Consider the following 12,172-nt stretch of genomic DNA (forward strand, 5'->3'; position numbering starts at 1 on the left):
GGGTGTCTCGAGAGATCGGTGGATCCCGTCCCCCTCCCCCTCCCCACCCCCACCAAAAAACAACGAACTAGCGGCTCCTTCTCTTTTCTGTCGCGGAGGAGAAACGGCCCACCACGCTCGATGCGGGGGTGGGGTCAGCAGGCGCCGAGGTCGGTCCAGACGCCCCACTGGCTCGCGGACGACGGGGTGTCGCCCTGGGTCCACCACTTGGCCTGGTACGTGCGGCCCTCGTAGGAGACCTTGGCACCGCCGGTGTACGCGCTGGAGGGGTTCCAGGCGGCATCGGTGCAGTCGCCCGGCTCGACGGGCGGGTCGGTCGGGTCGACCGGGGGCTCGGTGGTGCCGCCCTCGCCGACGGTCACGTCGACGCAGGCGTAGAACGCGTTGGCGGTGTCCGCGACGTTCCAACGGGCCAGGATGGTGTGGTTGCCCTGCGGCAGGTTCTCGAGGGTGTGCGTGACGACCGCCTCGGGCTGCTTGCCGTTGTCGTTGAACGTGCGGTGCAGCACGCCGTCGACGAAGTACTCCCAGGTGGAGGTGGAGTGGCGGGCCGTGAGCTTCCACTGCATCGACACGCTGTTGCCGATCTTGGTGCGCGGCCACGGCTTGGAGCTGTCGTCGAGGACGGAGAAGCCGCTGCCGCCCGAGCACTTCATCGAGCCCTTGGGGGCCTCGACGCTCTGGGGCTCGTACTGGACGCCGCCGCAGTCGAAGGACACGGTGCGCGTGGCGCAGTGGTCCTGGCGGCTGGGCGGGCTGGTGACCCAGCCGTGGGCGGAGGCGGCCGGGGCCACCACCACCGGGGCGAGGATGGCGGCGGCGCCGAGCACCGCGGCGAGGAGGGTTGAACGCAGACGCATCGTTGCTCTCCCGTGTTCGTGAGGAAACTGGACAAATTCGCCGCTACGGCGCCCGTCCGTCCCCGCGCATCAGGGGAACTGCGTCATCTGGCCGGGATCCCGCGGCCGCGGGTACGGGGAATCCCGTACCGGCGACCGCTCAGCCGAGGTCCCACAGGTGCCGGTAGAACGCGATCCGCCCCGCGTCGGGCGCGATGCCGTAGGCGTCGAAGAAGGCGGGCTCGTACCCGTCGCCGTAGTTCCACTCCAGGCTGTAGCTCGCCACCGCGAGGTCGGCCCAGCGGTCGGCGACACCGAGGGCGTCGAGGTCGACGTGCGCGGTCCAGGCCCCGCTGTCGTCAAGGAGCGTGTTGGGCGCGCACGGGTCGCCGTGGCACACGACGAGCCGGTCGACGTCGGGCACCGTGCCGACCCGCGCCCGAGCGTCGGGCTCCAGGCGCGCGACGCGGTCGGCGACGCCCCAGGAGAAGGGGCAGCCGGCCACCGGCAACGTCTCGTGCAGGGCCCGCAGCCCGGCGCCGATGGCGCGCGCGGCGGCCTCGGGGCGGGCCAGCCAGTGCGGGTCGACGGCGGAGCGCCCGGGGATGCCGGCCGTCAGCAGCCAGCGGCCGTCGGCGTCCTCGCCGCGGTCGAGCACGCGCGGGACGGGCGTGTACCGCCCCGCCCAGGCGAGGCGCTCGGCCTCGGCGTCGAGGTCGAGCCCGACGACGCCGGCCGGCACCCACTTGACGTAGCGGTCGCCCGTGGCGATGCCGACGGTCCCGGCGGCGCCCGGCGGCGCGAGGCGGAACGTGAGCCCGCCGAGCACGTTGCGCCACACGGGCGTGACGTCGTCGTCGCCCGCGAGCAGACGGACCCGCTCGGGCACGGTGACGGGGTCGGACGGGGTGGCGGCGAGCACGCGGGACATGCCCAGATCGTCACATCTTCGCGCCGCGCCCGGCTACGGCATTCCCGTCGGGTCGACCGTCGGCTGCGGCTCGGCCACGGGCTCGACGGTCGGCGCGGGTCGCCGCGTGGCGGCCTCGCCCTGCTGCACGACGACCACCCCGGCGAGAACGAGCAGCCCGCCGACGAGCTGGACCGGGCGCGGCAGCTCGCCCAGGAGGGCCCAGGCGAAGAAGACGGCGGAGACCACCTCGAGGAGGCCCACGAACGACGCCGGCCGCGCGCCGAGCCGCCGTCCCGCGGCGATGCCCGTGACGTACGCGACGCCCGCGGTCACGACGCCCAGCGCGGCGAGCACGGCCCAGGCGGGGACGACGGCGTCGGCGAGGCGCACCGGCTCGGCCGGGGCGGTCACGGGCAGCACGCCGACGAGGGCGAGCAGCCCGAGCAGCGCAGCACCGACGACCAGGCCACCGGCGGCCAGGCTCAGGGGCGGCAGCCCGGTGTCGGGGCGGGCGCTCATGAGGAAGTAGGCCGAGACGCCGACCATCGCGCCGAGCGCCCACGCGACGCCGACGGGGTCGAGCCGCGCGCCCGTGAGGTCGAGGACGAGCACCAGCCCGGCGGCGGCGAGCGCGAGGCCGGCGAGCGTCGCGCGCCCGGGGCGCTGCCCGTGCCGCAACCACAGCCACGCGACGACGGCCGCGGGGGAGGAGTACTCGATGAGCAGCGCGGGGCCCACCTGCATGTGCTGCACGGCGGCGAAGTAGCAGAACTGGGTGGCCGCGACGCCCACCGCGCCGTACGCCAGCAGCAGGCGCACGTTGCGGCGCACGGCGGACCAGTCGCCGCGCAGCGCGACGACGCCGAACGGCAGCACCACGAGCGCGCCGACGGCGACGCGGACCAGCACGACCGCGCCCGGGCTCCAGCCGGTCGCGAACAGGCCCGCGGCGAGCGGGCCCGAGAGGCTGAAGGTCACGGCGGAGACGACGGCGAGGGCCAGGCCCGCGCCGAGACCGGTGCGCGCCGTCACGCGGGCGTCATGCGTCATGTCGGCCATGGCTCATGACGCTACGGCCGGCCGTTGTAATGTGTCAACATGCCGTTCGCTCATGACACCGTCGCGGAGCTCCGGTCCGCCGTCGCCCTCGTGAACTCCGCGGAGCCGCCCGAGACGCTCGCGACCGTCACCGACCTGGACGCGTTCTTCCGCGAGCACGAGTACACGGGCCGCCACGACCGGACGGCCGAGGAGCTCGCCCAGGTGCGCGCGCTGCGCCCCCGGCTGCGCGAGCTGCTGCTCGCGGACCGGGACACCGCCGCCGCGCTGGTCAACGAGCTGCTCGCGGACGTGCCGGTGCACCCGCGCCTCGTGCGGCACTCGGGGGAGGACTGGCACGTGCACGCCACGGCCGACGACGCCCCGCTCGCCACGCGGATCGTCGTCGAGACGGCGATGGCGATGGTCGACGTCGTGCGCGAGGACGAGCACTCCCGGTTGGCCGTCTGCGCCGACGAGGACTGCCAGGGGCTGGTGCTCGACCTGTCCCGCAACCGCTCGCGCCGGTACTGCTCCACGGCGTGCACCAACCGCAACGCGCAGGCCGCGCTACGTGCACGCCGGTCCGGCTGACGGGGCGGCTGACGTATCTGCCGGTCGCGCCACCGCTCCCTCCCCGCGAGGGCGCCAGGCTCCCGCAGGGCGGCGACCGCCCGGCCCGGCCCCAGCGAGGAGGCGGCGATGTCCGTCACGACCGACCGCGCGCTCGACCCCTGGCCCGTCGTCCGGCCCGGCGACCGGTTCCACCCCGTCGGGACGCTGCAGCACCTGCTCAACGAGCACGGTCACGACCTCGCGGTCGACGAGGTGTTCGGGCCGCGCACCGAGGCCGCCGTCCGCGCGGCGCAGGGCGACTTCGGCCTGGAGGTGGATGGCGTCGTCGGCCCCAAGACCTGGGGCGCGATCGTGGTCACCGTCAAGCGCGGCAGCCGTGGCCACGCCGTGCGCGGCGCGCAGGCCGAGCTCGACACCCGTATCGCGTTCGCCCTCGCCGTCGACGGCGTGTTCGGCGCGAAGACGGAGGCCGCGGTCCGCGAGTTCCAGAAGGCCCTCTCGGGGTTCGGTGTCCTCGTCGACGGCGTCGTCGGCCCCGTCACCTGGCGGGCGATGGTCAGCGGGATGGTCTCCGACTGACCCCACCGGTCACGCGGCGCCGTCGGCCCGATCGTCCGCGTCCAGCCCCAGGACCGCGTCGCAGACCTCGACCAGCCGGGCGCGCAGCGCCTGGCCGCGCTCGGCGAAGCCGCGCTGGCGGCGGACGTACTCGGCCTTGCCCTCGGGCGTCTCGATCGCCACGGCCTCGACGCCGTACGACGAGACGTCGTAGGGGGCGGCGGCCATGTCCGTGTACCGGATGTCGCGGGCGAGCTCGAACGCGTCGAGCAGCAGGTCGCCGGGCGCCGCGGGGCCGAGCTTCAGCGCCCACTTGTAGAGGTCCATCCCGGCGTGCAGGCAGCCCGGCTGCTCCATGGCGGGCTGGCGTTCGCGGGTGGGGCGCAGCTGGTTGCGGCCCGCGGCCTCGGGCGTGAAGAACCGGTAGGCGTCGAAGTGCGAGCAGCCGATGCGGTGCGACTCGACGACCGCGTCCGTGCCGTCGTGGCCCAGCCGCAGCGGCAGCGGGTGGCGGTGGTCGCGGCCGGCGGCGCGGTCGCGGTAGACCATCGCCCACTCGTGCAGGCCGAAGCAGCCGAACGTGCCCGGCCGTCCGGCCGTCGCGGACACGAGGGCGCGCACGTACCGGACGGTGTCGCCGCGGTCGGCGACGAAGGCCGCGGCGTCCAGCGTGGCGCCGGTTCTCGACGGCCCCGTGCCGCCGCCCGGCAGGGTGACCTCGCGGTACCAGCGCCACCCGGCGTGCTCGACGGCGCGCGCGAGCACGACGCCGGGCCCGGGGTGCCACCGGCGCAGGTGGCTGACGCGCGTGGGGTAGTAGGTGAAGAGGAAGTCCTCGATCGCGTGCGGCTCGCCGCGGTCGTGGGCGGCCCGCCACACCGCCGTCAGGGCGTCCGCGCGGTCGGCGTGCGCCACGGCTCGCGGCTCCCACGCGTCGGGGTGCAGGACGGCGCCGGCGGGGGTCGCCGGGTCGTCGAGGGTCGTCGCGCGCACCCCACCAGGGTACGAGCGCGGCGAGCACGCCCGGCCCCGGACTAGCGTGTGACACGTGCCGCACACCCACGGATTCCGCCAGGTCGACGTCTTCGCCACGGGCCCGCTCACGGGCAACCCGCTCGCCGTCGTGCACGACGCCGACGACCTCAGCGACGCCCAGATGGCCGCGTTCGCCCGCTGGACGAACCTGTCCGAGACCACATTCCTGCTGCGTCCGGCCGACCCTGGCGCCGACTACCGCGTGCGGATCTGGACGCCGGGCGGCGAGCTGCCGTTCGCCGGCCACCCCACGCTGGGCTCCGCGCACGCGTGGCTCGAGGCGGGAGGCGCGCCGCGCTCCGCGGACCGCGTGGTCCAGGAGTGCGGCGTCGGGCTGGTGACGGTGCGGCGCGACAGCGACGGCGACGGGGGAGCCGACGCCGGGCGGCTCGCGTTCGCGGCCCCGCCGCTGCGGCGCTCGGGCCCGGTCGCACCGGAGGACCTCGCGCGGATCGCGCGGGCGCTGCGCGTCGCGGTGGCCGACGTCGACGACGCGGCCTGGGTGGACAACGGACCCGGCTGGGTGGCCGCGCGCCTGCGGGACGCCGCCGCGGTGCTCGCCGTCGACCCGGACGCCGCGTCGTTCGGCGACCTCAAGATCGGCGTGGTCGGGCCCTACGCACCGGGGGAGTCGGATGCGGCGGTCGAGGTCCGGGCGCTCTTCGGGGAGAACGGCAGCCTCGTCGAGGACCCGGTGACCGGCAGCCTCAACGCCGGGCTCGGTCAGTGGCTCGCGGGGGACTTCCTGCCCGCCTCGTACGTGGCGTCGCAGGGCACCGCCCTCGGGCGCCGTGGCCGGGTGCACGTGCGCCGCGATGCCGACGGCGAGGTGTGGGTCGGGGGCGCCGCGGTCACGACGATCGGGGGCACGGTCACGCTGTAGCGCCGGCGTGCTAGCGGCGGCGCTTGAACCACCGCACGTAGGCGACGCGCTCGACCAGCGCGAAGACGATCACCGTGATCACGGCGGGGGTCCCTGTGATGCCGGCCGCCGTCAGCAGGGCGATGAGGGCGATCTCGAGGCCGACGAGCACCGCCACCGCCACGGCGGTCTGCGTGCGCGCCGGCGCGGCAGTGGCAGGGCGGCGGCTCACGCGGCCCGCCCCGCCCGCTCGCCGCGCGGGAAGGCGGCGCGCGTGGCCCGCTGCCACAGCAGCACCGCGACGACGGCGACGAGCACGCCGAGCACGGCCTGCTCGGCCTTCATCCAGCCCGGGTAGCCGTCGTCGGGCGCCGCGACCAGGAGGACGACGCCGATCGGCGCGAGCGTCGCGACGAGGCGCATCCGCACGTACGCGGCGCGGCTGCCGCGCGCGAGCGCGCCGGCGTATCGCGCGAAGGCGAAGCAGGCGACCGTGATCACGACACCGCGCAACCACATCACCCAGTTGGCCTCGGCGGGTGCGACGACACTCAGGACGGCCGTGACGACGAGCGCCACGAGCGAGACGACGCCCGCGGCAGCCCAGAGCCGTCGCACCGTCAGGACGGTGCGGTCGAGCGGTGCCCCGCCCGGCGGGTTCCCGTCGCGGTCCGTGGTGGTGGCCGGCGTGGTGGTCGGTGGCGTGGGGGTCACGGGGTGGTCCTTCCGGCTGCGGTGGCGCGCGCGTAGAGCGCGACGATCTGGTCGATCTCGTGGGTGTCGACGGCGCGCCCGGGGGCGCAGCGCGACGCGAACTCGTCGATCGTGGCCCGCACGGAGCGCGCCATGACCTCCGGGTCGAACGCGCCGAGCTCGCCGGCGTGCTGCCCCTGCGAGAACAGCAGGGCCAGCAGCATCACCGAGGTGTCGGCGCCCTCCCGGACGCCCGGCCGGGCGCCGTGCCGCACGATCTCCACGACCGCGACGGCGGCGAGCGGGTTCCGGGCGAGGAACTCGAGGTTCGAGCGGATGTACCCGGCGAGCTTGTCGGGGTAGGTGGTCGCGGCCTCGAGCGCTGGGCGAATGACCTCGGCGGAGTCGGCCACGACCTGTGCGACGACGGCGCTCATCAGCGCCTCCTTCGTCCGGAAGTGGTACGAGATCAGCCGCGTGCTGCTGAGCTGCGCGTGCTCCCGGATCCGGGCGAACGTCGCACCGGCGTAGCCCTCCTCGGCCAGGACCGAGATCGTGGCCGAGAGGATCTGCCGACGGCGTGCGTGGGTCGGCGCATACGTCCGACCGTCAGGAACCATAGCATGCATCTTATCCGGCTGAATAATTTCGTTCGTCCAGCCGACGTCCAGCGCTCCCGGGCGGCCCGCAGCGTGCGCCGACGGCCGTCGCAGGTCGCTCACCTTCCATGGCTGCATGACCCTTCCCAGCGATCCGCCCCAGCCCACCGATCCGCCCGAGCCCACCGAGCCCACCGGCAGTGCCCGCCGCCGCCGACGACCCCGCCGTGCCGTCGTCCTCGCCGCCGTCCTGGCCGTGCTGCTGCCGGTCGGCGGCGTCACCGCATGGGCGGCCAACCGCTACCTCGTCGAGCACGTCCAGATCGACGACGTCTCCGCGTACGAGGCGGCGCAGTCGTCCGCGTCCTCCTCGTCGACGTCGTCCTCGTCCCCGGGTGACGACTCCGGCGACGGCGACCCCGGCGACGACGGCACGGTCACCGCGGACGGATACACCTCCGACGACACGTCCGTCTCGCTGGACACGGTCACGCAGGGCAGTGGCGACGACACCGTCACGTACTACGTGGCCCACGTCGCGCTCGACGACGCCACGCAGCTGCGCTCGGCGTTCGCGCAGGACAAGTTCGGCACCAACATCACGGAGCGCACCAGCGACATCGCCGAGGACAACGACGCGATCCTCGCCGTCAACGGCGACTACTACGGCTTCCGCGACACCGGCATCGTCATCCGCAACGGCGTCGTCTACCGCGACGAGGGCGCGCGCCAGGGCCTCGCCCTCTACGCCGACGGCCGCGTCGAGGTGTACGACGAGACCGCCACCACGGCGGACGAGCTCGTCGCCGACGGCGTGTGGAACACGCTGTCGTTCGGGCCGGCGGTCGTGGAGGACGGGAAGACGGTCGACGGCATCGAGGACGTCGAGGTCGACACGAACGTGGGCAACCACTCGATCCAGGGCGAGCAGCCGCGCACCGCGATCGGGGTGGACGCGGACGGGAACCTCGTCATCGTGGTCGTCGACGGCCGCGACCCCGGCTACAGCCGCGGGGTCACCATGACCGGGCTGGCGCAGATCATGATCGACCAGGGCGCCGTCACGGCGTACAACCTGGACGGCGGCGGCTCGTCCACGCTGTGGTTCGACGGCGAGGTCGTGAACCGGCCGTCGAACGGCGGCGAGCGCGGCACCTCCGACATCCTCTACGTGGCGCGATGACCGGCATCCCGGGCAGGCCGGCGCCCCTCGTCGTCGTCCCCGCCTACCGGCCCGACGGCGCCCTGCCGGCGCTCGTGCGGGGCCTCGCCGCCCAGGGCCTGCCCGACGTCCTCGTCGTCGACGACGGCTCCGGCCCCGCGCACACCACCGTCTTCGAGGAGGTCGCCGCGCTCGGCGCCCAGGTGCTGCGCCACGACCGCAACCGGGGCAAGGGGGTCGCCCTGCGGACGGCGTTCGCGCACGCCCGCGAGCGCCACCCCGGCCGCGACGTCGTCACCGCGGACGCGGACGGGCAGCACACGCCCGCGAGCGTGCGCGCCGTCGCGGACCGGCTGGTCGCCGGGGGAGCGGACGTCGTCGTGGGGGAGCGGGACCTCACGGGCGCGGGCGTCCCGTTGCGCAGCCGCGTGGGCAACGCGCTCAGCGGCGCCGCAGTGCGCACGGCGACGGGCCTGCCGGTGCGCGACAGCCAGACGGGCCTGCGCGGCGTCGCCGCAGGGACGCTCCCGTGGCTGCTCGACGTGCCCGGCGACCGCTACGAGTACGAGCTGCGCGTGCTGCTGGAGGCGTCGGCCCGCGGGGCGGTGGTCGCGGGGGTGCCGGTGGAGACGGTCTACGTCGACCACAACGCGTCGTCCCACTTCCGGCCGGTGCGCGACTCGGCGGTCGTGATGGCGCCCCTGCTCGCGTTCGCCGCGTCGGGGCTGCTGGCCTTCGGCGTCGACGCGGCGGGGCTCCTCGCGCTGCAGGCGGCCACGGGGAGCCTGGCGCTCGCGGTCGTGGGCGCCCGGGTGCTCAGCGCCGGCGTCAACTACGGGGTGAACCGGGCGTTCGTCTTCGGGCGGGCGCGGCGGGGCCCGGTGCGCGGGTCGGCGGCCCGGTACGCCGCGCTGGCCCTGCTCCTGCTCGCCGCGAGCTATGGCCTGCTCGACGCGTTGCACGGCACGCTCGGCGTGCCGCTGCTGGCGGCGAAGGTGCTCACGGACGCGGCGCTGTTCGTGGCGAGCTGGACGGTGCAGCGGCAGGTGGTGTTCCCGCCGTCCGGTCCGCGACCCGGCCCACCAGTCGCTCCAGCGGCCCGCGGCCGAGCAGGAACCGCCACGCCGTCGCCGCGACGAGCGTGACCACGACCAGGACGGTCAGGGGCCCGTTGGTGGTCGACTCGAGCAGGTCCCAGTGCCAGATGGCGACGATCTGGAGCGTGTAGACGGTGAGCGCCATCGACCCGACGGCGGCCAGCGGCGCCAGCACCCATCGGCCGATCCGCCCGACGTACAGGCACAGGCCGACGAGGGCGACGGCGAACCCGCCCGAGGCGAGCACCTCGATCGTCGTGTCGTCGTGCGGGCCGTCGAGGAACAGCCCCGCCACCGGCGGCCACGTGTCGCGCCACCCGAACGGCATCGTGTCGACGGACCGGTACGCCAGGCCCAGGCCGCGCACCGCCTCCTCGCCGCCCGCGGCCCCGACGACCGCGCGCGACACCAGGGTGAACGCGCCCCACGCGGCCAGCCCGCCCAGCACCAGGCCGCGGCGCAGCCGCGGGGAGCGCAGGTCGCAGCGGCCGATCGCCATCCCGGCGAGCACGTACGCCATCCAGACGACGCCGGGGTACATGCCGGTGACCAGGAAGTCGGTGACCGCCCCGGAACCGTCGCGGGGCGGGCGCAGCCCCGCCCGGACGATCGCCTCCGGCCCCCAGTACGCCAGCACCGGACCGACGAGGGCGACGACGGCGGCGAGCGCCGCGAGCCGCGGCGGCCGCCAGCGCAGGAACGGCAGCGCGAGCACGAAGAAGCAGGCGTAGAAGCCGAGGATGAGCGCGACGCGGGTGCCGAGGATGTCCAGCAGGGCGGCGACGGCGAGCAGCAGCGCGGCCCGCACGAACAGCCGGAGCCGGGCCCGGCGCAGGGGGTCGCCGTCGAGCGGCCGCGGGCCGCCGGAGACGATCGCGACCGAGATCCCGGCGACCACGGCGAACAGGACCGAGGAGTGGCCGTGGGACAGGTCGAGCAGCCACCAGGCCGGGCCGGCGTCCGGGGTGGTCACGCCCACGTGGGCCGTGAACATGCCGAGCACGGCGATCCCGCGGGCGACGTCGACCCCCGGGACGCGCCCGGGGCCGCCCGCCAGCCGGCGCAGCCCCGCGTCCAGCCCCGCGCGGAGCGGGGAGGCCGGCGCACCGGTGGCCACGGTCATGGCGCGATGATCCCACCGCGCGTGGTGCGCGGCGTCCCGGAGCGTGAGAACGCAAGGGCTTGCGGGCCGCGCGGTCACTACGGTAGGGACCATGAGCGACCTGCGCACGGAGCCCACACCCGAGGGCACCCCCGAACCTGCCGGTGCCGACCTCAACGACGCGATCGAGGCCCCGAGCACCCATCACACCGTGCCCAGCAAGGAGTCGGAGTCGTACACGCACGGCCACCACGAGTCCGTGCTGCGCTCCCACCGGAGCCGCACCGCGCAGAACTCGGCCGGCTTCCTGGTGCCGCACCTGCGTGACGACATGTCCCTGCTGGACGTCGGCTGCGGCCCGGGCACGGTGACCGCGGACTTCGCCCGCCTCCTCGCCGGCGGCGAGGTCGTCGGCGTCGACGCGAGCCCGCACGTCCTCGAGGCCGCGCGCGAGCACGCCGAGGCGCTCGGCTACGCCAACGTGCGCTTCGAGCAGGCGAACGCCTACGAGCTGCCCTTCGCGGACGACTCGTTCGACGTCGTGTACGCGCACCAGCTGCTGCAGCACCTGTCGGACCCGGTCGCGGCGCTGCGCGAGATGAAGCGCGTGGCGAAGCCGGGCGGCCTCGTGGCGGTGCGCGACGCCGACTACGCGGGCATGGCCTGGTACCCCGAGACCCCGGGCCTGACGGAGTGGAACGAGCTGTACCACGAGGTCACGCACGCGTACGGCTTCGAGCCGGACGCGGGCCGCCGCCTCATGTCGTGGGTGCAGGAGGCCGGGCTGGACGGCATCGTCCCGTCCGCGTCGTCCTGGTGCTACGCCACCCCCACCGACCGGCAGTGGTGGGGCGAGCTGTGGGCCGAGCGGTGCGTGGAGTCGAACTTCGCGATCCAGGCCAAGGAGTCCGGCCTCGCCGACGACGTCGCGCTCGAGCAGATCGCGCAGGACTGGCAGGCGTGGGCACAGGCGCCCGACGGCTGGTTCGCCATCCTGCACGGCGAGGTCCTGGCCCGGGCCTGACGTGACGGGCCTGATGTAGGCTTACATCATGAGCCATCGGACGCAGATCACCCTCGAGGACGCGCAGTACGCGCGCCTCCTCGCGGAGTCGCGGGCGTCCGGGCTCGGGCTCGCGGAGCTGGTGCGGCGGGCGGTGGACCGCGTCTATGGCGGTGCGGACGCCGACGAGTTCCTGCGGGCGCTCGACGAGAGCTTCGGTGCGTGGGACGGTGCCGACGTCGACGGCGCCGCGTACGTCGAAGCGGCCCGTCCGGCGCGCTCCGACCGGCTCGCCGAGTGGTGACGCCGGCGTGACCGTCCTCGTCGACACGTCGGTCTTCGTCGACCACCTGCGCGGCCGGGTCGAGGCGCGCGACGCGCTCGCCGCGGTGCGCCGGGAGGGCCACCAGGTGGTGGCGTCCGTGCTGACGCGGGCGGAGCTGCTGGGCGGCATGCGCTCGCCCGAGAAGGGGCGCACGCGGGCGCTGTTCCTGGCGGTCGGCTGGATCGACGTCGACCGCGAGATCGCCGACCGCGCCGGGGAGCTGGCCCGGTCGTACCGGCGCTCGCACTCCGGGATCGACCTGGTGGACTACGTGATCGCGGCGACGGCCGAGCTGTCCGGGGCGGCTCTGCTGACCCGCAACGTGAAGCACTTCCCGATGATCGACGGACTGGTCGCCCCCTACTGACCC

The 12,172-nt window shown here is 75.0% G+C and carries 15 protein-coding genes and 1 pseudogene; 8 read left to right on the plus strand and 8 right to left on the minus strand.

The window, feature by feature from the left end; all coding sequences use genetic code 11:
- Nucleotides 1–134: 134 nt before the first annotated feature.
- The 3 genes from ACWF41_RS13460 to ACWF41_RS13470 form a co-directional block, all read right to left on the minus strand.
- Nucleotides 135–860: a lytic polysaccharide monooxygenase gene (locus ACWF41_RS13460; RefSeq protein ID WP_380320542.1), complete on the minus strand. Its 726-nt coding sequence runs from the start codon at nucleotides 858–860 to the stop codon at nucleotides 135–137.
- A 139-nt stretch (nucleotides 861–999) separates the two neighbouring features.
- Nucleotides 1,000–1,770, minus strand: a complete 771-nt coding sequence (locus tag ACWF41_RS13465) for a phosphotransferase (protein WP_380320545.1) — start codon at nucleotides 1,768–1,770, stop codon at nucleotides 1,000–1,002.
- A 33-nt stretch (nucleotides 1,771–1,803) separates the two neighbouring features.
- Nucleotides 1,804–2,811: an EamA family transporter gene (locus ACWF41_RS13470; RefSeq protein WP_380320548.1), complete on the minus strand. Its 1,008-nt coding sequence runs from the start codon at nucleotides 2,809–2,811 to the stop codon at nucleotides 1,804–1,806.
- A 39-nt stretch (nucleotides 2,812–2,850) separates the two neighbouring features.
- Here ACWF41_RS13470 and ACWF41_RS13475 point away from each other — a divergent pair, with 39 nt between their 5' ends.
- Together ACWF41_RS13475 and ACWF41_RS13480 are read left to right on the plus strand one after the other, a co-directional pair.
- On the plus strand, nucleotides 2,851–3,384 hold the full coding sequence (locus ACWF41_RS13475) for a CGNR zinc finger domain-containing protein (protein WP_380320551.1): 534 nt from the start codon (nucleotides 2,851–2,853) through the stop codon (nucleotides 3,382–3,384).
- A 108-nt stretch (nucleotides 3,385–3,492) separates the two neighbouring features.
- Nucleotides 3,493–3,945, plus strand: coding sequence for a peptidoglycan-binding domain-containing protein (locus ACWF41_RS13480; RefSeq protein WP_380320554.1), 453 nt, complete (start codon nucleotides 3,493–3,495; stop codon nucleotides 3,943–3,945).
- A gap of 9 nt (nucleotides 3,946–3,954) precedes the next feature.
- Here the strand turns inward: ACWF41_RS13480 and ACWF41_RS13485 are convergent, their stop codons facing one another.
- On the minus strand, nucleotides 3,955–4,917 hold the full coding sequence (locus ACWF41_RS13485) for a 3-methyladenine DNA glycosylase (RefSeq protein ID WP_380320557.1): 963 nt from the start codon (nucleotides 4,915–4,917) through the stop codon (nucleotides 3,955–3,957).
- A gap of 55 nt (nucleotides 4,918–4,972) precedes the next feature.
- On the opposite strand from ACWF41_RS13485, the gene ACWF41_RS13490 reads away from it, so the two are divergent.
- Nucleotides 4,973–5,842: a PhzF family phenazine biosynthesis protein gene (locus ACWF41_RS13490; RefSeq protein WP_380320560.1), complete on the plus strand. Its 870-nt coding sequence runs from the start codon at nucleotides 4,973–4,975 to the stop codon at nucleotides 5,840–5,842.
- Nucleotides 5,843–5,852: 10 nt separating this feature from the next.
- Here the strand turns inward: ACWF41_RS13490 and ACWF41_RS13495 are convergent, their stop codons facing one another.
- Genes ACWF41_RS13495 through ACWF41_RS13505 form a run of 3 tightly spaced genes read right to left on the minus strand, consistent with a single transcriptional unit; the run spans nucleotide 5,853 to nucleotide 7,134 of the window.
- A complete protein-coding gene (locus ACWF41_RS13495) occupies nucleotides 5,853–6,053 on the minus strand; it encodes a hypothetical protein (protein ID WP_380320563.1) in 201 nt (66 codons plus the stop codon).
- Entirely contained in the window at nucleotides 6,050–6,535 is a 486-nt protein-coding gene (locus ACWF41_RS13500; protein ID WP_380320566.1) for a hypothetical protein, read from the minus strand. Before ACWF41_RS13500 ends, ACWF41_RS13495 begins: the two co-directional genes overlap by 4 nt.
- Nucleotides 6,532–7,134 (minus strand): TetR/AcrR family transcriptional regulator, encoded by a 603-nt coding sequence (locus ACWF41_RS13505; protein WP_380320569.1) that lies wholly within the window; start codon nucleotides 7,132–7,134, stop codon nucleotides 6,532–6,534. Before ACWF41_RS13505 ends, ACWF41_RS13500 begins: the two co-directional genes overlap by 4 nt.
- Before the next feature lie 115 nt (nucleotides 7,135–7,249).
- Here ACWF41_RS13505 and ACWF41_RS13510 point away from each other — a divergent pair, with 115 nt between their 5' ends.
- Both ACWF41_RS13510 and ACWF41_RS13515 read left to right on the plus strand, forming a co-directional pair.
- Nucleotides 7,250–8,296: a phosphodiester glycosidase family protein gene (locus ACWF41_RS13510; protein ID WP_380320572.1), complete on the plus strand. Its 1,047-nt coding sequence runs from the start codon at nucleotides 7,250–7,252 to the stop codon at nucleotides 8,294–8,296.
- Complete coding sequence (locus ACWF41_RS13515) at nucleotides 8,293–9,420, plus strand: glycosyltransferase (RefSeq protein ID WP_380320575.1); 1,128 nt, start codon at nucleotides 8,293–8,295, stop codon at nucleotides 9,418–9,420. The genes ACWF41_RS13510 and ACWF41_RS13515 overlap by 4 nt, the downstream gene beginning before the upstream one ends.
- Before the next feature lie 433 nt (nucleotides 9,421–9,853).
- Here ACWF41_RS13515 and ACWF41_RS13520 read toward each other — a convergent pair.
- Nucleotides 9,854–10,588, minus strand: a pseudogene (locus ACWF41_RS13520) (heparan-alpha-glucosaminide N-acetyltransferase domain-containing protein); the annotation flags it as partial.
- On the opposite strand from ACWF41_RS13520, the gene ACWF41_RS13525 reads away from it, so the two are divergent.
- Genes ACWF41_RS13525 through ACWF41_RS13535 form a run of 3 tightly spaced genes read left to right on the plus strand, consistent with a single transcriptional unit; the run spans nucleotide 10,587 to nucleotide 12,169 of the window.
- Nucleotides 10,587–11,498, plus strand: a complete 912-nt coding sequence (locus ACWF41_RS13525; protein ID WP_380320578.1) for a class I SAM-dependent methyltransferase — start codon at nucleotides 10,587–10,589, stop codon at nucleotides 11,496–11,498. The pseudogene ACWF41_RS13520 and the gene ACWF41_RS13525 overlap by 2 nt on opposite strands.
- A 28-nt stretch (nucleotides 11,499–11,526) precedes the next feature.
- Nucleotides 11,527–11,781, plus strand: a complete 255-nt coding sequence (locus tag ACWF41_RS13530; protein ID WP_380320581.1) for a hypothetical protein — start codon at nucleotides 11,527–11,529, stop codon at nucleotides 11,779–11,781.
- A gap of 7 nt (nucleotides 11,782–11,788) precedes the next feature.
- Nucleotides 11,789–12,169: a type II toxin-antitoxin system VapC family toxin gene (locus ACWF41_RS13535; RefSeq protein ID WP_380320584.1), complete on the plus strand. Its 381-nt coding sequence runs from the start codon at nucleotides 11,789–11,791 to the stop codon at nucleotides 12,167–12,169.
- The last annotated feature ends 3 nt before the right edge of the window (nucleotides 12,170–12,172 follow it).

This window comes from Isoptericola sp. NPDC055063, assembly GCF_053608125.1.